Source organism: Microbacterium sp. bgisy207 (genome assembly GCF_057706855.1).
The window spans coordinates 104902-131129 of the sequence record NZ_JBYIPB010000008.1; the positions used below are offsets into that span (position 1 = coordinate 104902).

Genomic DNA, 26228 nt, shown 5'->3' on the forward strand with positions numbered 1-26228 from the left:
GGGCCGGCCTGACCCGCTGCGCCCGCTCACCGCCGCGGCACGACCACGCCGATCCCGGTGACGGGGTGGGTCAGGATGTCGACGGCCTGGCCGTAGACCTCCCCGATCCGTTCCGCGGTCACGACCTCCGCGGGAGTCCCTGTGGCGACCACCCGGCCCCGGGAGAGCAGGGTGGCGCGATCCCCGTAGGCCAATGCGGCGTTCAGATCGTGCAGGACGAGCGCCACGGTCGCTCCCGCGTCCGCGCGCTCGCGGGCGATCCGCAGGACGTCCTCCTGATGGCGCAGGTCGAGGGCGGCCGTGGGCTCGTCCAGCAGCAGGATGCCGACATCCTGTGCCAGCACGCGCGCCAGAGCGACGCGCGCGCGCTCACCGCCCGAGAGCGAGCGCACGGCGCGGTGGCGCAGAGCGGACATGTCGGTCGCAGCGAGTGCCGCATCGACGAGGTCGTCGTCAGCGTCTTCTCGCGGTGTGCGCGCCCACGGAGCGCGCCCCATCCGCACTACCTGTTCGACGGTGAAGGCGAAGGCGACGTCGTTCTGCTGCAGGAGAACCGCCCGCTGTCGTGCCAGATCCTTGGCGGGAATCGCGCCGACGGGCCTTCCGTCGAGCTCGACCGATCCGGATGCGGGAACGATGTCCCCCGAAAGCACTCCGAACAGTGTCGACTTGCCGGCGCCATTGGGTCCGACGAGCGCGTGGACCTCTCCCGAGCGCAGTTCGAGGCCGGCGTCCTCCAGGATCGGCGAGACGGCGGCATCCGGCTGTACCGTGACGCTCCGCGCGACCAGTCGCGCACTCATGCCCACCCTCCGGCGCTCCGGCGCGCTCGCAGCAGCAGCCACAGGAAGAAGGGCCCCCCGATGAGCGAGGTGAGCATACCGATCGGCAGGTCGGCAAGCGGCACCGCGGTGCGGGCGACGAGGTCGGCGACTTCGATCAGCAGCGCACCGCCGAGTGCGCTCGTGATCACGAGCGGCAGGTGCGCGGGGCCGATCGCCATCCGCAGCAGATGGGGGATGACAAGACCCACGAACGCGATGATCCCGGCGAACGCGACGGCCGCGCACACCAGGAGGGCGACCGTGACGATCACGACGACCCGCAGCGCCTCCACACGCACTCCCAGGTGACGGGCCGTGCGCTCGCCCAGCGCGAAGAGGTCGAGCGAGCGCGCGACGGCGAGGGCGACGATCGAGCCGGCGATGACCAGCGGGGCGACCAGGGCGATGTTCTGCCAGAGGGCCCCGTTCAGGCTGCCGAGCTGCCAGAACACGATCTGTTCGCGGGTGGAGGTCGTGCCGACAAAGGTGAGAAGCGCCAGCCCGGCGCCCGCGATCGCGTTGATCGCGATGCCGGTCAGCAGCAGCGTCACGACCTCGGTGCGGCCCCCCGAGCGGCTGATGAGGTACACCGAGAACACGGCGATGAGACCGCCCGCGAACGCGAACAGGGGAGTCGTCCACGCGCCGAGCGTCACCAGACCGAAGGTGATGCTCGCGGCAGCCCCGACCGCAGCGCCGGACGAGACCCCGACGACGCTGGCATCTGCCAGGGGATTCCCGAAGATCGCTTGCATCAGGACGCCCGAGACCGCCAGCGCCCATCCGACCAGCAGGCCCAGCACGATGCGGGGCAGACGGATCTCGAGCACGACCCCCGCGGCGGGTGCGGCATCCGGGGCCCCGTCGCCCGCGATCCCGACCGCGCGGAGCAGGATGCCGACCACCTCGGCCGGTGACAGCGGGTACTGGCCGGAGCCGAGCGAGACGATCACTGTCGCGACAAGCGCGACGACCAGCAGCGCGGTCACGACCGCGAAGCGAGACGCGCGGAACCGGGCCGGCGTCGGAACGACGACCTCCTGGCTCACGGCACAGGCACCGGGGTGGCGCCCGCGGCGGCGCCGTCCGGGGCGTAGAGCGCCCGGGCGAGCGCCAGGATGATCTCGGGCGAGCGGGGACCGAACGAGAGGATCTGCGAATCGGCCATGTCGATGACGCGCCGGTGCTGACCGGCGGGTGTCTGCATGAGAGCGGGGATGCGCTCGAGCAGCCCGTCGACGCCGCCGACCGATTCCAGACCGAGGGTCATCATGACGATGACGTCCGGCTGCGCAGCGATCAGTGCCTCGGCGGTCATCGGCCTCATTCCCTGCCACCCGATCTCGCTTGCCACGTCGATGCCGCCGACCGCGTCGATGAGCGAGTCGGCCCCGGAGTCCGCGCCGAAGATGTAGTAGATGTTCGCGTTGCCGCGCACGTAGAGGAAGAGCATCCGCGCCTTCTCGTTCTCATCAGGCGGGGCGACCTGCCCGATCTGCTCGCGCGCGGCGTCGATCTCGCCATCCACCTGCCGAATGAGAGCGGCACCGCGGGTGGGGACTCCGAGGGCGGCGGCGATCTCGGCGACGAGGTCATCGGTGGTGTCCAGGCGTCGGTCGTCCGAAACGACGACGACGGCGATGCCGGCGTCTCGAAGCTGCTGCCGAACCTCCTTGGGGCCCAGGCTGGTGTCGGTGAGCACGACGGTCGGGGCGAGCTGGAGAATCGCTTCCGCATTGAGCGTGTGGCCGGCGTTGGTGACGACGGGAAGGTCCTCGGTGCCGGCGAGGTCGGTCGACGAGTCCCGGCCGACGACGTTGTCGCCCAGCCCCAAGGCGAAGACCGTGGCAGCGATGGTGCCCGAGATGTCGATAGGCAGGATGCGGCTCACATCCGTGATGGTCACCTCGGTGCCCTCCGCGTCGGTGACCGTCACCGGAAGCGCGGGCGCCGTCGTGTCGGCCACCGCGACGACCCCGTTCGAGGCCAGGCAGGCAGTCGACGGGCCCGTCGCCGCGCGCACGTCATCGACGAGCTCCAGCGCGGACAGTGCCGTGGCAGCATCCGGGCATGAGGGGTCGACCTGCGATCCGGGTGCTGCACTGCAGCCGGTCAGTGCGCCGGCGAGAACTCCGGCAGCCACCAGCGCGGTGAGTGCACGTCGTCGAAAGAGAATCATGTTAGGTGAGGCTTGCCTAAAAGTTGACGGGATGAGGCCTGTGCCCGTAGCGTCGGAGTGAAGTAGTAAGGAAACCCTAACCTTACTTACCGACCTCCTCAAACCGATGCCTGCAGCAGCTCCAGGCCGCTGCCCACCCGGAGAATCCTGTGACCGACCGTGTGATCGACCTCGCCCCGCCCCACCGCATCCGTGCCGCGCTCGCGGCACTGATCGCGCTCGCTCTCGTGCTTGCCGGAGCCGTGACCGCCTCGCCGGCGGTGGCGGACAGTGGTCCGCACATCTCCGTGAGCCCGTCGACGGACCTCGATCCCGAGGCGGCTCATACGCTCACCGTCACGGGTACCGGCTTTGTGGGAGACGGCGCTGCCCACGGCGTCTACGTCCTGTTCGGTGCGACCTCCGTCTGGTCGGGTGGCGGTCCGCTCGCGGGATCCGGCTGGATCGTCCAGACGTGGGTTGAGCCGTCGGCGATCACTGACGGAGCGTTCACGACCACGTTGTCCGTGCCGGCAGGGTCGCTCGCAACCGGTGTCGCGTATCACGTTGCGACATCCGCCGCTCATGCGCTCTCTGCTACCAACCGCACGATGGACACGTTCGCGGCGGTAACGGTCGCCGAGCCCGCACCGGAGCCGACGGAAACGCCTTCGACCGAGCCCACGGAGACGGCAAGTCCGGAGCCGACCGAGACCGCAACCCCGGACCCCACGGAGTCTGCGAGTCCGGAGCCGACCGAGACCGCATCTGCGACCCCTGTGCCAGCGGTCACGGTCTCGAAGACTGCAGAACTGAACCCGGAGGGTGACACGATCGTCGTGCGCGGATCGGGCTTCGTGCCCTCGCCGCCGGCGACGTCGGGGACCCGCCAGCCCCTGAGCGGTGTGTTCACCGGTGCGTACATCGTGGTCGGGGCCTTCCCCGATCAGTGGCGGCCCTCTGCTGGCGCGTCCTCCGCGGCCCGGATCCAGACGGTTGCAGCTCGCTGGGGGGTGCACGCCGACAGCGTCGCAGCGATCGGCGGACCCGCCCGCGGTGCCGCCGTGATCGCGGAGGACGGCACGTTCGAGGTGACGCTCGACGTCTCCGAGAACGAAGACTTCGAGGGGAACTGGGGCGTCTACACCTACGCGGGCGGCGGCGCCGTGTACGCGCCGTTCGAAACGTTCACGCCGATCTCATTCGAGCACCCCGCCATCGAGACGTCGGTCGTGTCGGCGGATGCTGAGGACGGCGCGGCGGTCGCGGTCGTCGGGTCTGGTTTCGGTGACGTGACCGGGGCGTACGCGGCGATCATCGAGAAGGGCACCGAATCCGAGGTGAACGCCGGCGGTGGCTACGTCGCGTTCGGCTACTGGATGACCCCGGGCGCGATCGTCGACGGGGCGTTCGAGAAGACGATCGTCGCGCCGACCGCGAAGCTCGACGCGACCACGCAGTACGAGGTGATCGTGTGGCAGGGACACACGATGCCGACTGCCGACACGATCTACGCTCGCGCCGACATCGCCTTCACGAACGCCCACTGGAACACCCTGTTCCCGCCCGCGCCCGCCATCGACGTGTTCCTTGCCGACGGTGTCACGCCCGTCGGTGACACCCCGGTCGCTCTCGGTGACACACTCATCGTCCGAGGAACCGGGTTCGACCCGCAGGCGAACGTCGGCGGTCGCGGAGCACCGATCCCCAACACCCTGCCGCAGGGCACCTACGTCGTGTTCGGGCATTTCGCTGAGCAGTGGCAGCCCTCCACAGGTGCAGCGAGCAGCCTGCGCAAGATCGGCTCCCAGAAGTGGGCGCTCGCGGAGTCCGTCTTGAACCAGGTTCCGTCGGACTATCAGAACCTCGTCCGGTCCCAGTGGGTCGACCTCGCTGACGACGGATCGTTCACCGCCGAGCTCTCGGTCACCGAACCGTCCGCGCTCGTGAACGACGGGCACTACGGTGTCTTCACCTACGCCGCCGGCGGTGTGACCAACTCCGCGCAGGAACTCGAGGTCCCGATCACGATCGCGGCCCCCGAACCCGTGCCGACTATCGAGACGTCGGTGGTGTCGGTGGATGCCGAAGACGGTGCGACAGTGTCGATCATCGGGTCTGGTTTCGGTGACGTCACCGGGGCGTACGCGGCGATCATCGAGAAGGGCACGGAGTCTCAGGTGACCGGCGAGGGCGGGTACGTCGAGTTCGGGTTCTGGATGACCCCGGGCGCGATCGTCGACGGCGCGTTCGAGAAGACGATCGTCGCGCCGACCGCGAAGCTCGACGCGACCACGCAGTACGAGGTGATCGTGTGGCAGGGACACACGATGCCCACTGCCGAGACGATCTACGCTCGCGCCGACATCGCCTTCACCGACGCAGACTGGCGCATCCTCTTCCCCGGTGGCGGGACGCCCACCCCGACGCCCACACCGACCACGCCCACACCGACTCCGCGTGAGCCGGTGGCGCCGGTGGCAGGGGGATCGATGTCGTGGGCCATCTCGCCCAGCTTCAACAGCTATGTCACGGGCACCATTGCGAAGGGGTCGATCTCGGTCGGCAACGGCGCAACCCGCTCGGGTGGGACCTTCTGGTTCGGCCAGGCTGAAGTGTCAACCTTCTCGCCGGCCACGGGAACCGGGACCGTGTCCTACGGGGGCTCGGTGCGGTACTTCGGGCACCAGGGCGCTCTGGATGTCACGATTGCGAACCCGCAGGTGCGGATCACCTCGCCGAGCTCCGCATCCCTCTATGTCACCAGCGGTGGCCGCCAGGTGCAGTTCGCGACGCTGGGCCTCGGTGCGGCGCAGCGGTCGGACGTGAACGGTGCTGTGACCTTCACGAACGCCCCGGCAACGCTCACCGCCGCCGGGATCTCGCAGGTGCTCGGCGGTTTCTCGACCACCCTCGCACCCGTGACGTTCACGATCGGTGTGCCGGCCGCCGCGCCGCTCGGCGCCACAGGCACGGTAGCTGCCGCGTCGGCGACCACGACCACCACGACCAACGGCATCCCGTCGGCGCCTCCCGCCACGAGTGGCATCGATCTGGATGAGCAGAGCCTGGCCGCCCTCCAGTCCGGCGGTGTCTTCACGATCGAGGCCGCGGGATTCGAGCCGAATGAAACCGACATCGCCCTCGTCGTGTATTCCACACCGACGGTGATCGCGACAGACCTCACCGCCGATGAGCAGGGCGTCGTGCGATGGACCGGCTCCCTGCCGGCGAGCCTCGCCGACGGCGAGCACACGCTCACGCTGCAGGGCTCGGTTGACCGCGGCGTCGTATTCACGCTTACCCGCGCTGCCGCGATCGGCACGTGCGCTGTCGACGGTGCGACGCTCTCGTGGGGCTTCAAGGAGTCGTTCCGCGTCTATGTCGAGGGGATCGCGGCTGGCGGCTGGGAGCTGACGGATGTCGAGTACGTCTACCCCGACTACGTGTGGGCCGACGGAACCGGATCGATCGATCCCGAGACGATGACGGGGCTCGTGACATACGGTGGCAGCATCCGCTTCACCGGGCACGACGGTGCTCTCGACACGACGCTGTCGAACGCGCGGCTTGAGTTGGCCGGGGAGACGGGGTATCTCGTCTTCGACGTTGCCGGGCAAACCCAGGGTGGCGCGTCGGTCGCCGAGCCGGGCGTGCGGTTTGCGGAGTTCACGGTGCCTTCGCTCGAGGTCGTGGACGGTGCGATCACGCTCGATGCGGTGCCGGCGACACTCACGGATGCCGGAGCCGCCGCCTTCGGCACGTATCCCCGTGGCGAAGAGCTCGACCCGATCTCGGCCATCATCCCGGTCACCGCGGACTGTCTCACCGGGGCCCCGGCCGCGGCCGACGAGCCTGTCGCGGCAGTCGAGGGGGCAGCAGAGGACGTGGCATCGACGAGCGACCCCGCGCCGGTGTGGCCATGGATCGCCGGAGGCGTCGGGCTACTCGCCGTGATCGTCGTGGCAGGCGTGCTGATCGGTCGCCGTGGCGGCGCGGCATCCGGAACGGGCGTCGACGACAACTGACGCGTGAGCGCGCTCGCACCCTCTCGCCGACGAGTCCCGCCGCGCGAGAGGGTGCGACAATGGTGGCATGTCCCCGACGAGTGACCAGCGCCTCGAGCAGGTGACGGTGCGGCGCAGTCCCAAGTACGCCGTGTTCCTGCTGCTGGGCGGCGCGGTCGGCATGATCGTCGCGATGATTCTGACGTTCGCGTTCGACGGCACGACGCAGGTGAGTCCGAACACCGGCCTCGTGTACTCGCAGATGCAGGTCTTCGGCTTCCTGCTGCTGATCTTCGTCTCGGCCGGAGTCGCTCTCGGGGGCGCGGTCGCACTCATCCTGGACCGGGTCTACGCGCGCCGCGCTCGCACCCTCCGGGTAGACCACGAACGCATCATCACGAGCGACTGATCGGCACAGGGTGAGGGGCAGTCCAATGGCAGTCCGACACGCGTCGTCCTCACCCGATGAACACGAACACGTCATCGACATCCAGGTGCAGGCGGTGCATGTTCGCCGGTCACCCCGCTACGGGCGGATTCTGGGCGCCGGCATCGTCGCGGGGGTACTGATTGCGGCAGCGCTCACCGTCGTCGGCAGTACCTCGGGTCGGGGTGTCGCCTCATCCGGTGAGGCGGGGATCGTGTGGGCCTTCGGTCTGAACGCGATGGTGTGCGTGGCGATCTGCCTGCTCGTCAGCGCGGGGATCATCCTGACGGTCGAACGGCGGAACCTGCGTCGCATCCGTGCCGCGCGCGCTGCGCAGGAGGTCACCTTCGTCGACGACCTCTCCCGACCCATGACCGATCAGCTCCCGCCCTGGATGCGCGACGAGAGCTGAGGACGCGCCGGTAGGCTGTTCGGGTGGAGTCCCACAATCCCTATGCTGCCGCGGGCGTCGACACCGAAGCCGGCGACCTCGCCGTCGAACTCATGAAGGCGGCCGTTCGTCGCACGCAGGGTCCCGAGGTCCTCGGCGGAGTCGGTGGCTTCGCAGGCCTGTTCGACGCCTCTACGCTCCGGGCCTACCGGCGGCCGTTGCTCGCGACGAGCACAGACGGGGTGGGAACGAAGGTCGCGATCGCCCAGGCGATCGACAAACACGACACGATCGGCCAGGACCTTGTCGGCATGGTGGTCGATGACATCGTCGTCGTCGGTGCGCGGCCGCTCTTCATGACCGATTACATCGCCTGCGGAAAGGTCGTCCCCGAGCGCATCGCCGACATCGTGGCGGGTATCGCGCGCGGCTGCGAAGAGACCGGAACCGCCCTCGTCGGCGGCGAGACCGCCGAACACCCGGGCCTGCTCGGTGTCGATGACTACGACGTCGCGGGAGCAGCCACCGGTGTCGTCGAAGCGGATGCCGTGCTCGGCGCCGATCGCGTCGAGTCCGGGGACGTCGTCCTGGCGCTCGCGTCGAGCGGACTCCACGCCAACGGCTACTCGCTCGTGCGCCACATCGTCTCGGCATCCGGGCTGTCGTACTCCGACGCCGCGGCCGAGTTCGGCGGCGCGTCCTGGGGTGAGGTCCTTCTCGAGCCCACCCGCCTGTACACCGCCCCGCTGCTGCGCCTGATCGCGCAGTCCGGAGGCGGGGTCCATTCCCTCAGCCACGTGACCGGCGGGGGGATCGCGGCGAACCTCGCCCGCGTGCTCCCGGCAGGCACGTGGGTCGATGTCGACCGCGCGACGTGGACTCCGCCCGCAGTCTTCCAGGTCCTCGCAAGCCGCGGCGGCATCGCCCTCGCGGACACCGAGGGGACGTGGAACCTCGGCGTCGGCTTCATCGCCGTCGTGGCGGCGGATCAGGCGGAGGACGCGGTATCCGCGCTGAGGGCCGAGGGGATCGCGTCGTGGCAGATCGGTGTCGTCTCGGACGGGCCGCGGCCGAGCGGGACATACGTCGAGGGCGCGAAGGGTGTCGACGGCGGTGCCGTGCGCTTGGTCGGATCGTTCGCCGAAGGAGCTCAGTAACCACCCATGTGCGGAATCGTCGGCATGGTCGGGCGTGGCCCGGTCAACCAGGAGATCTACGACGCGCTTCTGCTGCTGCAGCACCGCGGGCAGGACTCGACCGGAATCGCCACCGCAGAACCGAGCGGGGTCTTCCACATCACCAAGGCGCGCGGTCAGGTCCGCGAGGCGTTTCGCACGCGCGACATGCGGTCACTGCTGGGCACGATCGGGCTCGGGCACGTCCGTTACGCGACCAAGGGAACGGCCTCCAGTGAGGAAGAGGCGCAGCCGTTCTACGTCAACGCGCCGTACGGCATCGTGCTGGTGCACAACGGAAACCTCACGAACACCCGCGAACTCACCGACGAGCTCTTCCACAAGGACCGTCGGCACCTGAACACGAGCTCTGACACCGAACTGCTGGTCAACGTCCTCGCCGGAGAGCTGCAGGCGACGGTCTCGGGACTCGACCTCGAGCCCGCCGAGATCTTCGAAGCGGTATCCCGGGTCCACGCCCGCGTGGAGGGCTCCTACGCGGCCATCGCCCTCATCGCCGGCCACGGCCTGCTCGCCTTCCGGGACCCGTTCGGCATCCGTCCCTTGATCCTCGGCACGCGGAAAGCTCCCGACGGATCGTACGAGTGGGTGGTCTCCTCCGAGTCGCTCGTGCTCGAGAACGGCGAATTCGAGGTCGTCCGTGATGTCATGCCCGGGGAGGCGGTCTTCGTCGATCTCGACGGCCACCTGCACACCAAGCAGTGCGCGGATGACCCACGGCTCGTTCCCTGCTCGTTCGAGTACGTGTACCTCGCGCGTCCGGACTCGATCATGAACGGGATCTCGGTGTACGAGGCGCGGCTGCGCATGGGCGACCGCCTTGCCGACACGATCGCCAAGTACACGCCGGAGGGGGCGATCGACGTCGTCATGCCCATCCCCGACTCGTCCCGGCCCGCCGCGATGCAGGTCGCGCGAAAGCTCGGCATCGAGTATCGCGAGGGCTTCTACAAGAACCGCTATGTCGGCCGGACCTTCATCATGCCGGGGCAGTCAGCCCGCAAGCGCAGCGTGCGGCAGAAGCTCAACGCGATGTCCAGCGAGTTCAAGGGCAAGAACGTGCTCTTGATCGATGATTCGATCGTGCGCGGGACGACGTCGAAGCAGATCATCCAGATGGCTCGGGATGCCGGCGCCGCGTCGGTCACGTTCGCGTCGGCGGCTCCGCCCGTGCGTTACCCACACGTCTACGGGATCAACATGCCGACGCGGCACGAGCTGGTCGCGCACGGTCGCTCGATTCCCGAGATCGCGGAAGAACTCGGAGCCGACTACGTCGTGTACCAGGAGGTGGAAGATCTGAAGGCCGCGATCCTCGAGGGGTCGGACGTCGACGACCTCGACATGAGCTGCTTTGACGGTCGCTACGTCACGGGCACGGTGACGGAGGAGTATCTCGACTGGGTCGAGAGCAGCCAGGAGTCCTGAGCGGGGTCGGCGAAGAGACGAGTCGCTCTCAGGCTGTCTCGTCGAGTTCGTCGTCTTCGTCGTCGAACTGGTCGGCCCACTTGTCGACGTACAGGTCGTCGTCGGACTGATGACCCAGTTCCTTCTCGAGCGCCGCGTAGTTGACGCTCGGGCTGTACGACTTGAGTTCGCGGGCGATCTTGGTGTGTTTCGCCTTTTGACGGCCACGCCCCATGCGAGACCCCCTCATTTCTGACCCGCGGGCTAAAGCGCGGGTCTCCGCACTCCGCAGCCCGTGCATTCACGAATCCGGTCTTTCGCCGGGAAGAGTAGCATTCAGAATATCACGGAGCCCTCGAGGGACCCGCGGCTGCGCGCCCCTCGGCTCCGCATGTCGAGGAGGGAATGCAGATGGCGGATGAACGGCCGGAGCTCAGGACCGCGCCCCTGGAGGTAGAGGCGGTCCGCGGGGCCGTGATCGTCGGGGTGGTGCCCGACCAGCATCCGCGGGTCGTGAAGGAAGCCGCGAAGTTCGCCGCCATCATGAAGGCTCCCCTTGTCGTGGCACACGTCGACGTCACGCGCTTCGTCACGTACGAGGATCCGGATGGCTACGTGCACTCGGCGCCCATCGACGTCAACATCGCTCCCGGTGAGACCGACCTCGATCTGGTGCGCGCGTCAGTCGCGCACGCGCTGGAGGGTATGGACGTCGACTGGCGCATCCATCAGCTCGTCGGTGACCCCGCTCTGGCGCTCAAGCACCTCGCGGACCAGATCGACGCGCGCCTGCTCGTGGTCGGCACCCGCAAACGCGGGATCGGCGAGTCGATTCGCGAGTTCTTCACCGGATCGGTGGCTGCGCGGCTGGCACATCGCCAGGCGCGCCCGATTCTCGTGGTTCCTCTGGGCGAGCCGGCACCCGACGACGAGGAGCTCTGGCCCGTCAGCTGATCCCTGTCCGCTGACATCGGTGACGCCACCCGGCTGGACGGGGCCGGTTTGTCAGCCGCGGAGGGAACGGGTGATGGCGCGGGCGACCTCGTCGAGACCGGCCGTCAACTCATCGACGACGGATGCCGTGAGCGTTCCGCCCTTGGCGACGTGCGTGCGCAGGTCTGCGCGGACGTGGGCGCGGAACTCCGTCACCGCTACCTCGGCGCGGTGCAGCTGCTCGCGTGAGAGCGAGCGCAGATCATCGGTGACGTCGCGGACCTGCTCGTTCCGGCTCTCGCGCTCGGCGCGGCTCGCGGCGGCCAAGTCCGCGCGCAGGCTCTTCATCGCCTCGCGCACCGACCCCCGCACTTCGTCCGCAATGAGTCGCACGGAATCGGCGAGTCCCGCCTCGATGCTCTCGAGGTCTCCGGAACGGGAGGCCACCTCGGCCCGGCCGGCATCCGTGATCTCATAGATCGTCTTGCGCCCGTCGACCGTCTTGGTCACCAGGCCCTCCTCCTCGAGCTTGGCAAGCCGCGGGTAGACGGTGCCGGCGCTCGGGGTGTACGTCCCGCCTGTGCGGTCCGAAAGGGCCTGCATGATGTCGTAGCCGTGCCGCGGCCCCTCATCGAGCAGATACAGCAGGTACAGGCGCAGGTCGCCGTGCGAGAAGACGGGTGCCATCACAACTCCTCTCCGTCGCTGGATGTGCCGGCCGACGCCGCGGTGGGGGAGCGGCGCAGCACCGTCAGACCTCCCGCGACCGAGTTCGTGCGGACGTCGACGAACGAGCCGCTGAGCTCACCGGTCGATCCCGTGTAATTGGTGACCCCGCTGCCCGAGCGGGTGACGCCATCGATCTGGACACGGCCGCTCACGCTGCGCACGACGAAGTTGGCGGGAAGCCCCTCATCCAGCCGGATGGTCGCTCCGCCGCTGACGGTGTTGAGACTGATCGCGTGGGCGTTGCCGGTCGTGTCGACCAGCATGTCGCCCGAGACGGTATCGATCGTCGCCTTGCGGATGCTGCCGGTTGCCGCGACGTCTCCCGAGACGCTGTTGGCCGACAGCGTGCCCGTGAGATTGCGGATCTGCACGTCCCCCGACACGGCGTTGACGGTGAGATCGCCGGTGAGACCGTCGACGATGATGTCGCCGGAGACGGTGTTCAGGCGCGCACCGGACTCGAGTCCCGAGACGAGGGCGCTGGCATTCACGACGCCCAGCGTGAGCGCGACAGATCGTGGCACCGCGACGCTGACCTCCGCCTTCGGTCCCCCCGAGCCGAAGTTGCGGAAGGCCTCGAGGAAGTTGTCCCAGCGCAACTGGGGGTGGTCGATCTCGAGTGCATCGCCGGTCGCTTCGATCCGAAGGTCCTTGACGGTGACGCCGTGGACCTCGATGCGCACCCCGGGTTCGTCGTGCGCGATGACATCGACCTGACCGCCGACGAGTCCGATCTTGAGGGTACGCACGTCGTCGACATCGATGACGCGCGTCTCTCCCGGGTGGATGAGCCACTTCTCGAGGGTCATGGTCTTGCTCCGTTCTCAGGGCCTGCGAGACGCGATATAACGCGAATACACGATAACGCGCTATATCGCGTTTGGCAAGTATCATCGACGACCGGGTTGACATTGACGCAACGTCAACTTCTAGCGTGGGACACATGACGGAATGGAGCATCCACGAGGTCGCGCGACGATCGGGAACAACGACCCGCGCGTTGCGGCATTACGACGCCATCGGCATCCTGCGCCCGACGCGCACGGGAGCGAACGGCTATCGCTACTACGGCGCGGAGGCGCTCGTGCGACTGCAGAGAATCCTGCTGCTGCGAGACCTCGGGCTCGGTTTGAGTGACATCGCCGAGGTCCTCGAAGCGCAGCAGGACCCCGTGGCCGCATTGCGCGCCCACATCGGGTGGCTCCGTTCGGAGCAGGACCGACTCGCCCGGCAGATCGCCGCTGTCGAGTCCACGATCACATCATGGGAAGGAGGTGAATTGACGATGACCGATGACATGTTCGACGGTTTCGACCACACCGTCCACAAGGAGGAGGTCGAGCAGCGCTGGGGCGCGGCCGCGTACGCGCGCTCGGACGAGTGGTGGCGCGGGCTCGATCCCGATCAGCGGAACGCGTGGAAGGGCGAGTCCGCCGCGCTCGCGGCCGACTGGGCCGCGGCCGCCCACGCCGGCGTCTCGCCGAGTTCGGCTGACGCGCACGCGCTTGCCGAGCGCCACGTGGCGTGGCTCCGAGCCATCCCCGGAACCCCGGCGCACGACGGGGGCGAGGCGCTCAAGCCCTACGTGCTCGGGATTGCGCAGATGTACGCATCCGATCCGAGGTTCGCGGCGAACTACGCCACGCCGGCGGGTGGAACCGCTGGTGCCGAGTTCGTGCGCGACGCGCTCACGATCTATGCCGAATCGACGCTCTGAGCACAAGAACGGATGCCGTGCCCTCCCCCGAGGTACGCGGCATCCGTTCTTCGTGCGGTCAGCTTCGGCTGCCGCTGATGACCCTGAAGAGGAACGCGATGAGCGCAATCACGCCGACGATGAGAGCGACCCACAGCAGCCAGTTCAACGCGGTGTTGAGGCCGCCGACGATTGCCAGGATGACGGCGATGATGATGATGATCAGCAGTGCGATGTTCATGTCGGCACCTTTCGTTGGATGTCTGCGAGCACACGCGACGGGACGCCACGCATGACCGCCACGCCGCGACGATCGCACCCGGGTGAGCGCCCGGGCAACGGGCTTGTTTCCGGGTGCTGAACCCGCTATGGACGAACGCGGACGGGGTGGCCCGGCCCGGCGCTAGCCTGGGGCGGTGGCGATCAGACCGACGTTTTCCTGGGCGCACCTCGGGCTCGTGTTCGCGGGCGGCGCGGTCGGCTCGGCCGCGCGCCTTGCCATCCTTCTCATCGAAGACCCCTCGACGCAGTGGCTCTCGATCCCTCTGATCAACGTCGTGGGCTCCTTCCTGCTCGCAATCGTGACGGGCTGGGCGGAGCGCGTCGCCGACCCCGCCCGTGCCGCCCGACTGCGCACGTTCTGGGGAGTGGGTGCCATGGGCGGGTTCACCACGTACTCCAGCTTCGCGGTGCTCGTTCTGGATCCGACCCTGCTGCCGCTCGCGGCGGCGACCGTGCTCGCCGGTCTCGCGGCAGCTGTCGCGGGGTTGTGGATCACTCGCCCCCGGTCGACGCATCCCTCGGGACACCCCGCATGACCCCGCTGCTGTTTGCACTCGGTGTGCTCGCCGGCGGGGGTGGCGCAGCACTGCGCTACAGCGCCGACGTGGTCATCTCCCGCTGGCTGGAGCCACCGTGGGGAGTGCTCATCGTGAACGTCATCGGGTCCTTCGCTCTCGGCATCCTGACCGGGTCTGCGGCCGGGCCCGGCCTGCAGCTGGTGATCGGAGGGGGGCTGCTCGGCGGGTTCACGACCTTCAGTGCGGTGTCGGTGACGTCGGTTCTGCTGGCCGAGGAAAAGCGCACCCGGATGTCGATCATGAACGCGCTCGGGACGTTCGTGCTCGCGCTCGGCGCGGCGGCGGCCGGCGTCGCGCTCGGCGGCGCACTCCCCGCACTCGCTTCCTGATCCGTTCTTTCGGGATATCCCCCGGAATCACCGTGCGAAGATGGGGACGATACACCCGCGTATCGTCGCGTCCCGACCGCACCGAGCACAGCAAAGGCCACCGTGTCGAAACTCGCCGTCCTGAGCCTCAAGAACCGCGCCCTCATCGCGCTGGTCACGATCGTCGCCGCGCTGTTCGGCAGCCTCGCGCTGACCAGCCTGAAGCAGGAGCTGATCCCCTCGATCGAGTTCCCGGCCCTCATCGTGGTCTCGACCTACCCCGGGGCATCGCCCGAGGTCGTCGCGAACGACGTGTCCACGCCGATCGAGACCGCGATCCAGGCCGTGCCGGGGCTGGAGTCGACGACAGCGACCAGCACGACGAACGCGTCCATCGTGCAGGCGTCGTTCGCCTATGGCACCGACCTCGGCACCGCCGAGCAGAAGATCACACAGGCGATAAACCGCATCAAGAGCCAGCTGCCCGAGAATGTCGAGCCCAACGTCCTGTCGGCGAGCATCGACGACTTCCCGGTCATTCAGATCGCTGTGACCGGGTTCGAGGACGAGCAGACCATCCAGGCGACCCTCGAGTCCACCGCGATCCCCGACATCGAAGACCTCGACGGCGTCAACGCCGCGCAGATCGTCGGAGGCACCGGCCAACGCATCACGATCACCCCCGATCAGGCGGCCCTGGCTGCGGCGGGCTACTCGCAGCAGGCGATCCGCGACGCCCTTGACCAGAACGGCGTGCTCTTCCCGGGCGGAGAGATCACCGAGAACGAGCAGACCCTGACCGTCCAGACGGGATCGAAGATCACGTCCGTCGACGCGGTCGCCGCGCTCCCGCTCGTGCCCACGGATGCCGAGCAGTTCCAGGCGGGAACCGTGACGATCGCGGACGTCGCCACCGTGGAGCAGGGGCAGGACCCCGTGACGACGATCTCCCGTGTGAACGGCGAACCGGCCGTCACGATCGCGATCACCAAGCTCCCGGCGGCCAACACGGTCGAGGTCTCGCACGCTGTGCTCGACATCCTTCCCGACCTCGAGGAGAAGCTCGACGGCGTCACCCTCACCGTGGTGTTCGACCAGGCGCCCTACATCGAGCAGTCGATCGAGACCCTCGCCGTCGAGGGTGGATTCGGGCTGCTCTTCGCCGTCCTCGTCATCCTGCTCTTCCTGCTCTCGGTGCGGGCAACGCTCGTGACGGCGATCTCGATCCCGACGAGCGTGCTCATCACGTTCATCGGGCTGCAGGCGTTCGGGTACTCGCTCAACATCCTCACGCTCGGCGCGATCACGATCTCGATCGGGCGCGTCGTGGACGACTCGATCGTCGTGATCGAGAACATCCGGCGCCACTACGTCGGCACGGCCGACAAGATGACCTCGATCGTGCGCGCCGTCAAGGAAGTCGGCGCTGCCATCACGTCGTCGACCATCACGACGGTCGCGGTGTTCCTGCCGATCGCCTTCGTGGGCGATGTGACCGGAGAGTTGTTCCGTCCCTTCGCACTCACGGTGACGATCGCCCTGCTGGCGTCGCTCCTGGTGGCCCTCACGATCGTGCCGGTGCTCGCCTACTGGTTCCTCAAGCCCGGCAAGCCGCTGCGGGATGCCACCGGCGCCGAGATCGATCCGGAGGATCCCGCAGCGCCGCTGGACCGCCTGCAGCGCGGCTACACCCCGATTCTGCGGTGGACGTTGCGTCACTCGTGGGTCACGTTGGGCCTTGCCGCGCTGGTGCTCGTGGGCACCGTTGCCGCAGCGCCCTTCATGAAGACCAACTTCCTCGGGGATTCGGGCCAGAACACGTTCACCATGACGCAGGATATCGGCGCAGCGCCGAGCCTGGAGGCGGAATCGGCTGCCGCCGAGCCCGTCGAGAACGCACTGATCGGGATCGAAGGAATCGAGACCGTGCAGGTGTCGATCGGCTCCAGTGGCAATGCGCTGCGGGATGCGTTCACCGGCGGCGGCAGCGGGATCACGTACTCGATCACGACGCAGGAAGGCGTCGACCAGGTTGCGCTGCGCGAAGAGGTGCAGCGCACCGTCGACGCGCTCCCCGACGTCGGCGAGATCACCGTCTCCGGAGGCAACGGCGGATTCGGCTCGACCGATATCGAGGTCGATGTCACGGCGCCCGACGCATCGACGCTGCAGGAGGCGACGGATGCCGTCGTCGCCAGCCTCCGCGACCTGGATGACGTCAGCCAGGTCACGAGCAATCTGTCGGCATCCCTGCCCTTCATCTCGGTGCAGGTCGACCGCGACAAGGCCGCATCGCTCGGGCTGTCGGAGGTCGCCGTCGGCGCCCTCGTGTCGAGCACGATGCAGCCCCAGAGCATCGGCAGCGTCGAAGTCGATGACACGTCGCTGACCGTCTACCTCGCGGCGACCGACCCGCCCGCCACGATCCAGGAGCTGCGCGAACTGCAGGTCTTCACGGCGCAGGGACCTGTCCCGCTGTCGGATGTCGCCGTTGTCGAGGAAGCTCAGGGGCCGACCTCGATCACGACGGAGCGTGGAACGCGAACCGCGACCGTGACGGTCACTCCGTCGACCGACAATCTGACGCAGGCGACGGCCTCTGTCACGAACGCGATCGATGAGGCAGACCTGCCGTCGGCGGCCCGTGCGAGCCTGGGCGGCGTCGCCACGGATCAGGAAGAGGCCTTCACCCAGTTGGGTCTGGCGTTGCTGGCGGCGATCCTGATCGTCTACGTCGTGATGGTGGCCACCTTCAAGTCGCTGCGCCAGCCGTTGCTGCTGCTGATCTCGGTGCCCTTCGCCGCCACCGGCGCGATCCTGCTCCAGGTCGTCACCGGCATCCCGCTCGGTGTCGCATCGCTGATCGGTGTGCTCATGCTCATCGGCATCGTCGTGACCAACGCGATCGTGCTCGTGGACCTGGTCAACCAGTACCGCGAGAAGGGACTGAGCGCGCACGACGCGACGATCGCGGGCGGCACACGGCGACTTCGCCCGATCCTCATGACGGCCCTTGCGACGATCCTCGCGCTCACGCCCATGGGCCTCGGCATCACCGGCAGCGGCGGCTTCATCTCGCAACCGCTTGCGATCGTCGTGATCGGCGGCCTGATCTCGTCGACGGTGCTCACACTGCTCGTGCTGCCTACGCTCTACAACCTCGTGGAGGGTGCGAAGGAGCGTCGTCAGGCCAAGCGCGCCGCGCGGTCGGGGCAGACGGATGCCGAAGGCGCGCTGGTGCTCGCCGGTGTCGGTGTCGCGACAGCGGGGGCCACTGCGGGAGGCGGCACTGTCGCCGGTGGCGCCGACGAGGTGCCGCTGACGCGCCGCGAACTCCGTGAGCGGGAGGCAGCTGTTCGTACCGGCCAGATCCCGGTGCAGTCCTCAACCGACGACGCTGAGAGCGTCGAGCGGGACGGTTCGGAGCCGCAGGCCGGTGACGTCGCCGAACCGGACGCCCGGGAGCTGGCCGAATCGGCAAGCCCGGAGTCGACCGAGGCCGAGACCCCGGAGTCCGAGGGTTCCGAGATCGGAGAACCCGCAGACGCCGCATCCGGTGCGGACTCCGCGGAGCAGGCCGAGCGCGCGGAGATCGAGCCCGGTGAGATCGAGCCCGGCGAGACTGAGCATGCCGAGACTGTGCGTGGTGAGGCCGGGCATGCCGAGATCGAGCCCGGTGAGACCGAGCCTGGCGAGATCGAGCGCGCGGACATCGAGCCCGGTGAGACCCCGGACGGCGGCACCGCTCCGGACGAGACCGGAAGCGACGGGTCCGACGCGCAGGATGAGACCGGCCGTCAGCCCGAGTAGGAGATACCCCAGCTGACGGTCCAGGTCTCGCCGGGTGCAAGCCAGCGCAGACCGCGGCCGGAGTTGAGGGCGTCCGGCACGGCGCTCATGGGCTCGATCGCGACAGCGAGTTCGCGGTTCGGATACCGGTCCGTTGTGTACACCTGGACGTAGTCGAGGTCCTTGCCCTGCCAGATGGTCACGGTTCGGCCGTCGGGCGCGCGCAGGCGGTGGCGCAGGATCCCGTCCGCGTCGCGGGCGATGTCGGTGTAGCAGGTGTTCAGCGACACGTCACCGAGGCGGGCGCCGGAGCGCAGGTCGGATGCCGCGTCGACAGGCACCTCGTCGACGGGGATCAGCGCCTCGTCCAGCACGAGCATCTTGGCCCCCGGCGAGGTCAGCACGAGGTCGGCTGTGGGCACGTCCCCGATCGTGAAGTAGGGGTGGGTGCCGAGGGCGGCGGGAGCCGCATCCGTGCCGACGTTCTCGATCGTGTGGGTCACCTCGATGCCGTCGGAGGTCAGGGCGTACGTGACCGTCGTGTCGAGCTGGAACGGGTAGCCGCTCTGCGGGAACACCGTCGCAGCGAGCGTCAGTCGGTCCTCACCGCGCTGCGCAACCGCGTAGGGCATGAACCGCAGGAGGCCGTGCGAGGCGCCACCGACCGAGGGGTCGGTGATCCACAGCTGGTAGGTGGTGCCGCCGTGGCTCCACCTGCCGTCCCGGACGCGGTTGGGCCACGGGACGAGCACGGTTCCGGATGCCGCGGGCGCCGGCATTCCCTGCGGGTACGGCGCGATGAGGTCGATCCCATCGACAGTGAGACCGCGGATGGTCGCCCCGACCTGCGTGAGGTGGGCGGTGACCCGGCCATCCGCGCTCGCGAGGTGGAACTGCTCTCCGGTGGGATCGTGACGGATGTCTGGCATGGGTCCTCCTGGGCGGGCGTCGAGCCCATGCTAGGGCGCTCGGCGCACCGGGCGGGGGTTTCCCAGGCTCACCCTGTACGCTGGATCGGTCGGCTCTGGACGCCGCCGATTGTGGCGGAGTGGGTTTGTGAGTTCTGAGGGGCCGATGGTGAGCGCCGATCGGCGCACATGACCATCACATGAATGGCCCCCGGCCAAGAGAGTCCGGGCCTGTCGAGCGCGTCTCGACTGCTGTTCTCGTGCGAGAGAACCCAGGAAAGATCACCATGCCCAAGAGCAAGAAGCCCGCCGGCGGCCGCGCAGCCAAGAACTTCGAACCGCGCTATGGCGAGAAGACCGCCTTCCAGGATCGCAAGCGTCGCCCCGGAGCGTCGTCAGCCGGAAAGCCGGGAAGCAAGAGCCCGAACCACCGCGGCTACCGCCCCGAGACCGCCGATGCCGCGGCCCAGCCCAAGCGCCGCTGGACGGCGCAGGAGCGCGCCGGCCGCGACGAGGCGCGCGCGATCCGTACCCACTCGCGCGATGACCGTCCGCGTCGCGATGACCGGCCCCGCTACGAGGGGCGTCCCGCGCGCGGCGAGCGTCCCGCGGGCGATGATCGCCGTCGCTGGGAGGATCGTCCGCAGCGCGATGACCGCCCGCGTTACGAGGATCGCCCCGCTCGGAGTGATCGCCCCCGTTATGAGGATCGCCCCGCTCGGAGTGATCGCCCCCGTTATGAGGATCGTCCCGCTCGGAGTGATCGCCCTCGCTACGAAGACCGTCCCGCTCGGAGTGATCGCCCTCGCTACGAGAGCCGCGACGACCGCGGGGCGCGCGATGATCGACCGCGGTATGACGGTGGGCCGCGTCGCGATGACCGTCCCGCCCGCGACGACCGCCCGCGGTGGGATGAGCGCCCGGCGCGCGATGACCGTCCCCGTTACGAGGGTCGCTCGAGCCGTGACGACCGACCGGTCCGGGAGGACCGTCCCCGCGCCGACCGCGGTGGCTACGGCGATCGGCGTGAGGGGCGCGGTGGATTCTCCGAACGTCCCCGCCGCGATGACCGTCCCCGTCGCGATGACCGTCCCCGTCGCGATGACGCGCCCAACCGTTCCGGCTGGGACACCCCGGCGCGCACGGCAGCGCACGAAGAGCGTGTCGACGTCGTGCACGAGCGCCTCCAGGCCGACGCTGTTCAGGCGGATGCCGTCGAGGGAGTGAGCTTCGGCGACCTGGGTCTCGGCGAGAACATCGTCCGCGTTCTCGCGGACCTCGGCGCGGCCACGCCGTTCCCCATCCAGGCGGCGACCGTTGCGCCGATCCTCGAGGGTCGGGACCTGCTCGCCCGCGGCCGGACCGGTTCGGGAAAGACCATCGCGTTCGGCGCCCCGCTCGTGGAGAGCATCCTGCGGTCCCAGGCCGGCAGCCGGCGCGAGTTCGGTCGCGCGCCGAAGGCGCTCGTGCTCGCTCCGACCCGCGAGCTCGCGCTGCAGATCGACCGGACCATTCAGCCGATCGCCCGCAGCGTCGGCCTGTTCACGACCCAGATCTACGGCGGTGTCCCGCAGGCGAGGCAGGTCGGTGCCCTGAAGAAGGGCGTCGACATCATCGTCGGCACCCCCGGACGCATCGAGGATCTCATCGAGCAGGGCAAGCTCGATCTCTCGGAGGTGCGCATCGCCGTCCTCGACGAGGCCGACCACATGTGCGAGCTCGGCTTCCTCGAGCCCGTGCAGCGGATCCTGCGCCTGACGCAGGACGGCAGCCAGAAGCTGCTGTTCTCGGCGACGCTCGACCGCGAGGTCGCCGCGCTCGTAGACGAATTCCTCGTGGAGCCCGCGGTCTACGAGGTCGCCGGGGAGGACCAGGATTCGAGCACGATCGAGCACCGCGTTCTCGTGATCGATCACCGCGACAAGGCCGAGATCCTCACCTCGCTCGTGGACCGCGGAGGCAAGACCCTCGTGTTCGCGCGGACCCGTGCCTACGCGGAGATGCTCGCGGAGCAGTTCGACGATGCCGGCATCCCGTCGCTCGCTCTGCACGGAGACCTGAACCAGGCCAAGCGCTCGCGGAACCTCGAGAAGCTCACCTCGGGCCGGGTGCGCGTGCTCGTGGCGACAGATGTGGCCGCGCGCGGCATCCATGTCGACGACATCGACCTGGTGGTGCAGGCCGACGCGCCCGACGAGTACAAGACGTACCTGCACCGCTCGGGCCGCACCGGCCGCGCGGGGCGCGAGGGTCGCGTCGTCACGCTGATCACACGCCAGCGTCGCCGCCGGATGACGGAACTGCTCGATCGGGCCGAGATCGAGGCGCCGTTCGAGGATGCTCGTATCGGCGATGACCTGCTGGAGGAGATCGCGGGCCGCCAGCTCGCCGACGTCGACGCCTGAACCGCGAAGGACCGACGCGTCCTAGCGTCACGTGGCTCGCCATGTGACGCTAGGCGCGCGGGCGCCTGGTAGCCCAAGAATCGGGATTCCCAGAGTCAAGCGGGGGTACGCCGACTCAGAACGGGGCGGGGCCGTGATCTGCCGAGAGGTGTGAATTGTCGCGCTTCTCAGCGAGTGGCACACCTGGTGGCGCGCCGGACCTATCGCCGGGTGGGTCGTCGACGGTGAAGGCGACCGAGATCGGGGGCGGGTTCTCGAGGTAGACGCGGCCGGTGGGTGAGGTCCATTCGAGGACGCCGTGTTCGAGCTGTCGGACCTTCCAGGCGGTGAACTGCTTCATCGAATGGTGTCGCTGGCACAGGTGAGCGAGGTTCGTGGCTTCGGTGGTGCCGCCGAGGGCGTAGTCGATCGTGTGGTCGACCTCGGAGCGGATGGCGGGCATGGTGCATCCGGGGAACCGGCACCGGCGGTCGCGGGCGCGCAGCCACCGGCCCAGCGCTGCGGGGCGGGCGTAGCCGTCGCATTCGAGGACGGTTCCGATGACCGGGTCGGTGACCAGTCGTTCCCACCAGGATGCGCCGAACGCGAGTTCGCGGGCGGTTTCGGCGTCGATGGGGCAGTGGCCGACGAGTTCGGCGGGTTCGGCATCCGTGCCCAGGAGGGTGAGGGCGGGAACGACGATCTGGACCTTCGCGCGGATGGCGCCGAGTTCGCCCGGCCCGTCGCCGTCGATCGTGGTGTCGGCGAGCGGGTCGCCGGCCAGCAGCATCGCGGCGACGACGTCGGCGCGGATCTGGTCCATCGTGCGAGTGTCGGTGGCGATGATCGGGTCGGGGACGCGGCCGGTGGCGGGGTCGGGGGTTCGGGCATCCGTGATGGTGCGTGCCATCTGGGTGATGCGGTCGAACACGGCGTGGGCCTTGACGGCGGCCATGGTCACGCACAGGTCCGCCATCCCGTCGGGAAGGGGCACGACCCGGACGGTGCGGTTCTCGTGCGCGTCCCGGTACCGTTCGACCGGAGTGCGGGGGTGCAGGCGTGCGGCGAGGATCTCGAGCGGCCCCCGGGCCTGGTTCGGGGTCTGGTCCAGGCACAGGGCGACAGCGCGCCGGTCGAACTCGGCGCGGGCTTCGGGCGGGAGGGGAGTTCCGGCATCCGTGATCGCGCGGACGTGCCCGCGGGTGATCTCGCCGCGCTCCCACGCGCACAGGGAGGTCGGGTAGTCGTCGACGATCACGCGGGCCTCGTCGATCTGCCGTTGCATCGAGCGGTCGCTGGTGCGCGAGACACCGGCGAGTTCGGCCGCGATGCCCCGCAACGCCATGTCGTGCGCGCGCACCCGGCTCGCCTGCCCCGCAGCCTGCCGGGCGGCCAGCGCTCCCGCACGCGCGAGCGCACGCACTTGCGCGACCTCTGCCGCGGCGCGGTCGGCGTTCGCGCGCTCGACCGCGGTGACGATCGCCGACAGCTCAGCGACGTCGGTGTCGCTGAAGTCGATGACCGCGTTCGAATGCATGTTCCCATGTTGACAGGGGGTTCCGACACTGTCCGGAGCGTCGTGCGAGCCGCTGGGAGCTGTCGTGCCCGCCACCGGAGGGGAGGTGTCCCACGCACAGCAGGGGCGCGCACCTCCCTGTCGCACCTGTCGCAGCCCGTCCCGTCGGGCGGCGTGCGGGAGCGCCCGACCGCCCTCAGAACAGCATGGCCGCGGCATCCGCCCGCCGCCCGCGCGAGGTGGTGACGACGGATGCCGCAGCGCGCCGCGCGGCCAGCCCGGGAACCGGCTCGCGGGGCGGCGCCTCCTCCTCGGCATGACCGTTGAGGCCGTGCACCCGCAGGAGCGGTCGTACACGCTTGGCGAGCCACTGCCGGTAGGGCTTCGGTGCGTATGCCGAGGCGCCCGGATACAGCCCGCGGTACGCACCGACCAGTTCCGGATGCTCCCGCTCGAGCCACTGCCAGAACCACTGCTTCGCACCCGGGCGAAGATGAAGGGCGCCGAACACGACCCGATGCGCCCCCGCGGCTCGAATGCGCGAGAGCGCGTCATCGAGCGCCGCGACGGAGTCGGTGAGGTGGGGGAGGATCGGCATGAGGAAGACCGTCACCCGAAATCCCGCATCCGTCGCCGCCCGCACCGTCTCGAGGCGGGCAGACGCGCTCGGGGTGCCCGGCTCGAGTGCGCGCTGCAGCGTGTCGTCGAAGACGGCGATCGACATCGCGAGCGACACATCGACCTCGCGCGCGGCCTCCGTCAGCAGCGGCAGATCGCGGCGCAGCAGAGTGCCCTTGGTAAGGATCGAAAACGGGGTGCCGGCGTCGGTGAGCGCCTGGATGATTCCGGGCATGAGCCGGTAGCGTCCCTCCGCACGCTGATACGGATCGGTGTTGGTACCCAGCATGACCGCGTCGCCCGTCCACGACGGTCGGGCCAGCTCGGTACGCAGCACGTCTGCGACATTGACCTTGACGACGATCTGCGAGTCGAAGTCGCGCCCGGAATCGAGCTCCAGGTACTCGTGCGTCCCCCGGGCGAAGCAGTAGGAGCATGCATGACTGCATCCTCGGTACGGGTTCACGGTCCAGTCGAACGGCATCGCCGACGCGCCCGGGACATGGTTCAGCGCGCTCTTGGCGACGACCTCGTGAAAGGTCATGCCCGCGAACTCCGGAGTCGTCACCGATCGCACGAATCCGCCGAGGTGCTCCATGCCGGGGAGTGCACCGTCGTCGATCGCGCCGATTGCCTGTCCGTTCCACCGCATCGCCATAGTCGAACAAAAATACGATGCCAAGTCAAGCAGGCGATATTCTGATTCGAACCGGATGCCGAAGCTGGAGGCATCCCACAAATGCGGGACTCAGTACCGCGGACCGTGAACCGCAATCCCACAGCCGGTTCGAATCCCGTGTGGTGGCGGGGCATAGAATCGCGACGGCGAGGGCGCCGATCGGCCGATTCCGCGGCAGACCCACACCATCGATGGAGAAGGAAGGGCTCACATGGAGCGCGACATCTACGACGAGGACCACGAGGCGTTCCGCGACGTCGTCAAGGAGTTCGTCAAGCGATACGTCACGAATGAGGCGATCGCCCGGTGGGATGCCGAGGGCGAGATCGACCGCGACACGATGAAGGCCGCCGGCGAGTCCGGGCTCATCGGCCTGTCGGTGCCGGAGGAGTTCGGCGGCGCCGGAATGCTGCAGGACTACCGCTTCCGCGCGATCGTCATGGAAGAGGTCATCGCGGCGGGATCCGGCTCGCTCGCGGGCGCGTTCGGCATCCAGGACGACCTCGCCGTGCCGTACCTCGTGCACATGGGCACGCAGGCGCAGAAAGAGAAGTGGCTCCCCGGGATGGCGACCGGCGAGGTGATCGGCGCTCTCGCGATGACAGAGCCCGGCGCCGGCAGCGACCTGCGCGGCATCAAGACGACCGCGAAGAAGGTCGACGGTGGCTACATCGTCAACGGTGCGAAGACGTTCATCTCCAGCGGCAAGACCGCCGACCTGGTGGTCACTTTCGTCAAGACCGGCGAGGGTAACCGCCCGGATGCCTTCAGCCTGCTGCTCATCGAGAACGGCATGGAGGGATTCGACCACGGTAAGAAGCTGCACAAGATGGGCTTCCACGGGCACGACACCGCGGAGCTCTCGTTCAGTGACGTCTTCGTTCCGGAGGCCAACCTCATCAGCGGCCGTGAGGGCATGGGCTTCGTGCAGCTCATGATGAACCTGCCGTTGGAGCGCATGTCGATCGGGGTCGCAGGCGCGGCGGCCGCACAGGCGGCGCTCGACTGGACCCTCGCCTACACGAAGGACCGCGAGGCCTTCGGCGAGCGGATCGCCGACTTCCAGAACACGCGCTTCCGCCTGGCCGACATGTCGGCGAACGTCGAGGCGCTGTGGGCATACACCGACCGCGTCATGCGTGCCTACAAGGACAGCAAGCTCAGCGCCGAAGAGGCCGCGAAGTACAAGTTCTGGGCGACCGAGCGCGAGTGGGAGGTCCTGGACCTCGGCGTACAGCTGCACGGGGGATACGGCTACATCACCGAGTACCCGATCGCCCGCGCGTTCCTCGACGCCCGCGTCCACCGCATCTACGGCGGCACGAACGAGATCATGCGTGAGATCGTCGGACGGGATCTCGCCGGAAAGCGCTGATCGACGACGTCGACACGGATGCC

Annotated in this window: 22 protein-coding genes; 12 read left to right on the forward strand and 10 right to left on the reverse strand. The window is 68.7% G+C overall.

Annotated elements, in window-relative coordinates; all coding sequences use genetic code 11:
- Positions 1-26: 26 nt before the first annotated feature.
- Genes AC3ENO_RS09610 through AC3ENO_RS09620 form a run of 3 tightly spaced genes read right to left on the reverse strand, consistent with a single transcriptional unit; the run spans position 27 to position 3003 of the window.
- Positions 27-803, reverse strand: coding sequence for a heme ABC transporter ATP-binding protein (locus AC3ENO_RS09610; RefSeq protein WP_434970407.1), 777 nt, complete (start codon positions 801-803; stop codon positions 27-29).
- Positions 800-1873: a FecCD family ABC transporter permease gene (locus AC3ENO_RS09615; RefSeq protein ID WP_434970408.1), complete on the reverse strand. Its 1074-nt coding sequence runs from the start codon at positions 1871-1873 to the stop codon at positions 800-802. The genes AC3ENO_RS09610 and AC3ENO_RS09615 overlap by 4 nt, the downstream gene beginning before the upstream one ends.
- Positions 1870-3003 (reverse strand): heme/hemin ABC transporter substrate-binding protein, encoded by a 1134-nt coding sequence (locus AC3ENO_RS09620; RefSeq protein ID WP_434970409.1) that lies wholly within the window; start codon positions 3001-3003, stop codon positions 1870-1872. Before AC3ENO_RS09620 ends, AC3ENO_RS09615 begins: the two co-directional genes overlap by 4 nt.
- A 149-nt stretch (positions 3004-3152) precedes the next feature.
- Between AC3ENO_RS09620 and AC3ENO_RS09625 the strand changes: the two genes are divergently transcribed.
- The 5 genes from AC3ENO_RS09625 (at position 3153) to purF (ending at position 10431) form a co-directional block, all read left to right on the forward strand.
- On the forward strand, positions 3153-7010 hold the full coding sequence (locus AC3ENO_RS09625; protein WP_434970410.1) for an HtaA domain-containing protein: 3858 nt from the start codon (positions 3153-3155) through the stop codon (positions 7008-7010).
- 67 nt (positions 7011-7077) lie between these two features.
- Positions 7078-7398 carry a potassium transporter Trk gene (locus tag AC3ENO_RS09630; protein WP_434970411.1) on the forward strand — a complete coding sequence of 107 codons (321 nt, stop codon included), beginning with the start codon at positions 7078-7080 and terminating at the stop codon, positions 7396-7398.
- Between the two features lie 25 nt (positions 7399-7423).
- A complete protein-coding gene (locus AC3ENO_RS09635) occupies positions 7424-7828 on the forward strand; it encodes a hypothetical protein (protein ID WP_434970412.1) in 405 nt (134 codons plus the stop codon).
- Between the two features lie 23 nt (positions 7829-7851).
- A complete protein-coding gene (gene purM / locus AC3ENO_RS09640; RefSeq protein ID WP_434970413.1) occupies positions 7852-8964 on the forward strand; it encodes a phosphoribosylformylglycinamidine cyclo-ligase in 1113 nt (370 codons plus the stop codon).
- Between the two features lie 6 nt (positions 8965-8970).
- A complete protein-coding gene (purF, locus tag AC3ENO_RS09645) occupies positions 8971-10431 on the forward strand; it encodes an amidophosphoribosyltransferase (RefSeq protein ID WP_434970414.1) in 1461 nt (486 codons plus the stop codon).
- Between the two features lie 28 nt (positions 10432-10459).
- Here purF and AC3ENO_RS09650 read toward each other — a convergent pair whose 3' ends face one another.
- Positions 10460-10645, reverse strand: coding sequence for a DUF3073 domain-containing protein (locus tag AC3ENO_RS09650; protein ID WP_434970415.1), 186 nt, complete (start codon positions 10643-10645; stop codon positions 10460-10462).
- A 176-nt stretch (positions 10646-10821) separates the two neighbouring features.
- Here AC3ENO_RS09650 and AC3ENO_RS09655 point away from each other — a divergent pair, with 176 nt between their 5' ends.
- The gene (locus tag AC3ENO_RS09655) at positions 10822-11364 is read left to right on the forward strand and encodes a universal stress protein (RefSeq protein WP_434970416.1); all 543 of its coding nucleotides are present in this window, start codon (positions 10822-10824) and stop codon (positions 11362-11364) included.
- A 51-nt stretch (positions 11365-11415) separates the two neighbouring features.
- On the opposite strand, the gene AC3ENO_RS09660 is transcribed toward AC3ENO_RS09655, so the two are convergent.
- A complete protein-coding gene (locus tag AC3ENO_RS09660) occupies positions 11416-12030 on the reverse strand; it encodes a PadR family transcriptional regulator (protein ID WP_434970417.1) in 615 nt (204 codons plus the stop codon).
- A complete protein-coding gene (locus tag AC3ENO_RS09665) occupies positions 12030-12881 on the reverse strand; it encodes a DUF4097 family beta strand repeat-containing protein (RefSeq protein WP_434970418.1) in 852 nt (283 codons plus the stop codon). Before AC3ENO_RS09665 ends, AC3ENO_RS09660 begins: the two co-directional genes overlap by 1 nt.
- 134 nt (positions 12882-13015) lie before the next feature.
- Between AC3ENO_RS09665 and AC3ENO_RS09670 the strand changes: the two genes are divergently transcribed.
- Entirely contained in the window at positions 13016-13789 is a 774-nt protein-coding gene (locus AC3ENO_RS09670) for a MerR family transcriptional regulator (RefSeq protein ID WP_434970419.1), read from the forward strand.
- 58 nt (positions 13790-13847) lie between these two features.
- On the opposite strand, the gene AC3ENO_RS09675 is transcribed toward AC3ENO_RS09670, so the two are convergent.
- Positions 13848-14009, reverse strand: coding sequence for a hypothetical protein (locus AC3ENO_RS09675; RefSeq protein WP_434970420.1), 162 nt, complete (start codon positions 14007-14009; stop codon positions 13848-13850).
- A gap of 175 nt (positions 14010-14184) precedes the next feature.
- Here AC3ENO_RS09675 and AC3ENO_RS09680 point away from each other — a divergent pair, with 175 nt between their 5' ends.
- From AC3ENO_RS09680 to AC3ENO_RS09690, 3 genes are all read left to right on the forward strand, one after another.
- Complete coding sequence (locus AC3ENO_RS09680) at positions 14185-14586, forward strand: fluoride efflux transporter FluC (protein WP_434970421.1); 402 nt, start codon at positions 14185-14187, stop codon at positions 14584-14586.
- The gene (locus AC3ENO_RS09685; RefSeq protein WP_434970422.1) at positions 14583-14957 is read left to right on the forward strand and encodes a fluoride efflux transporter FluC; all 375 of its coding nucleotides are present in this window, start codon (positions 14583-14585) and stop codon (positions 14955-14957) included. The genes AC3ENO_RS09680 and AC3ENO_RS09685 overlap by 4 nt, the downstream gene beginning before the upstream one ends.
- 102 nt (positions 14958-15059) lie before the next feature.
- Complete coding sequence (locus tag AC3ENO_RS09690; protein ID WP_434970423.1) at positions 15060-18746, forward strand: efflux RND transporter permease subunit; 3687 nt, start codon at positions 15060-15062, stop codon at positions 18744-18746.
- On the opposite strand, the gene AC3ENO_RS09695 is transcribed toward AC3ENO_RS09690, so the two are convergent.
- Positions 18734-19654, reverse strand: coding sequence for an aldose 1-epimerase family protein (locus AC3ENO_RS09695; RefSeq protein ID WP_434970424.1), 921 nt, complete (start codon positions 19652-19654; stop codon positions 18734-18736). The two genes, AC3ENO_RS09690 and AC3ENO_RS09695, sit on opposite strands and share 13 nt — an antisense overlap.
- Before the next feature lie 266 nt (positions 19655-19920).
- On the opposite strand from AC3ENO_RS09695, the gene AC3ENO_RS09700 reads away from it, so the two are divergent.
- Positions 19921-22038, forward strand: a complete 2118-nt coding sequence (locus tag AC3ENO_RS09700) for a DEAD/DEAH box helicase (protein ID WP_434970425.1) — start codon at positions 19921-19923, stop codon at positions 22036-22038.
- A gap of 115 nt (positions 22039-22153) precedes the next feature.
- On the opposite strand, the gene AC3ENO_RS09705 is transcribed toward AC3ENO_RS09700, so the two are convergent.
- Together AC3ENO_RS09705 and AC3ENO_RS09710 are read right to left on the reverse strand one after the other, a co-directional pair.
- Complete coding sequence (locus tag AC3ENO_RS09705; protein ID WP_434970426.1) at positions 22154-23554, reverse strand: HNH endonuclease signature motif containing protein; 1401 nt, start codon at positions 23552-23554, stop codon at positions 22154-22156.
- Between the two features lie 175 nt (positions 23555-23729).
- Positions 23730-24803: an Rv2578c family radical SAM protein gene (locus AC3ENO_RS09710; protein WP_434970427.1), complete on the reverse strand. Its 1074-nt coding sequence runs from the start codon at positions 24801-24803 to the stop codon at positions 23730-23732.
- 238 nt (positions 24804-25041) lie between these two features.
- On the opposite strand from AC3ENO_RS09710, the gene AC3ENO_RS09715 reads away from it, so the two are divergent.
- Positions 25042-26205 carry an acyl-CoA dehydrogenase family protein gene (locus AC3ENO_RS09715; protein WP_434970428.1) on the forward strand — a complete coding sequence of 388 codons (1164 nt, stop codon included), beginning with the start codon at positions 25042-25044 and terminating at the stop codon, positions 26203-26205.
- Positions 26206-26228: the final 23 nt, after the last annotated feature.

Bases quoted from the DNA above. Each gene is read 5' to 3' on its own strand.
- purF (WP_434970414.1), top strand. From the start codon at position 8,971: ATGTGCGGAATCGTCGGCATGGTCGGGCGTGGCCCGGTCAACCAGGAG.
- AC3ENO_RS09610 (WP_434970407.1), bottom strand. From the start codon at position 803: ATGAGTGCGCGACTGGTCGCGCGGAGCGTCACGGTACAGCCGGATGCC.
- AC3ENO_RS09630 (WP_434970411.1), top strand. From the start codon at position 7,078: ATGTCCCCGACGAGTGACCAGCGCCTCGAGCAGGTGACGGTGCGGCGC.
- AC3ENO_RS09700 (WP_434970425.1), top strand. From the start codon at position 19,921: ATGCCCAAGAGCAAGAAGCCCGCCGGCGGCCGCGCAGCCAAGAACTTC.
- AC3ENO_RS09705 (WP_434970426.1), bottom strand. From the start codon at position 23,554: ATGCATTCGAACGCGGTCATCGACTTCAGCGACACCGACGTCGCTGAG.
- AC3ENO_RS09715 (WP_434970428.1), top strand. From the start codon at position 25,042: ATGGAGCGCGACATCTACGACGAGGACCACGAGGCGTTCCGCGACGTC.
- AC3ENO_RS09650 (WP_434970415.1), bottom strand. From the start codon at position 10,645: ATGGGGCGTGGCCGTCAAAAGGCGAAACACACCAAGATCGCCCGCGAA.
- AC3ENO_RS09670 (WP_434970419.1), top strand. From the start codon at position 13,016: ATGACGGAATGGAGCATCCACGAGGTCGCGCGACGATCGGGAACAACG.
- AC3ENO_RS09665 (WP_434970418.1), bottom strand. From the start codon at position 12,881: ATGACCCTCGAGAAGTGGCTCATCCACCCGGGAGAGACGCGCGTCATC.
- AC3ENO_RS09695 (WP_434970424.1), bottom strand. From the start codon at position 19,654: ATGCCAGACATCCGTCACGATCCCACCGGAGAGCAGTTCCACCTCGCG.
- AC3ENO_RS09655 (WP_434970416.1), top strand. From the start codon at position 10,822: ATGGCGGATGAACGGCCGGAGCTCAGGACCGCGCCCCTGGAGGTAGAG.
- AC3ENO_RS09635 (WP_434970412.1), top strand. From the start codon at position 7,424: ATGGCAGTCCGACACGCGTCGTCCTCACCCGATGAACACGAACACGTC.
- AC3ENO_RS09620 (WP_434970409.1), bottom strand. From the start codon at position 3,003: ATGATTCTCTTTCGACGACGTGCACTCACCGCGCTGGTGGCTGCCGGA.
- AC3ENO_RS09685 (WP_434970422.1), top strand. From the start codon at position 14,583: ATGACCCCGCTGCTGTTTGCACTCGGTGTGCTCGCCGGCGGGGGTGGC.
- AC3ENO_RS09675 (WP_434970420.1), bottom strand. From the start codon at position 14,009: ATGAACATCGCACTGCTGATCATCATCATCATCGCCGTCATCCTGGCA.
- AC3ENO_RS09660 (WP_434970417.1), bottom strand. From the start codon at position 12,030: ATGGCACCCGTCTTCTCGCACGGCGACCTGCGCCTGTACCTGCTGTAT.
- AC3ENO_RS09710 (WP_434970427.1), bottom strand. From the start codon at position 24,803: ATGCGGTGGAACGGACAGGCAATCGGCGCGATCGACGACGGTGCACTC.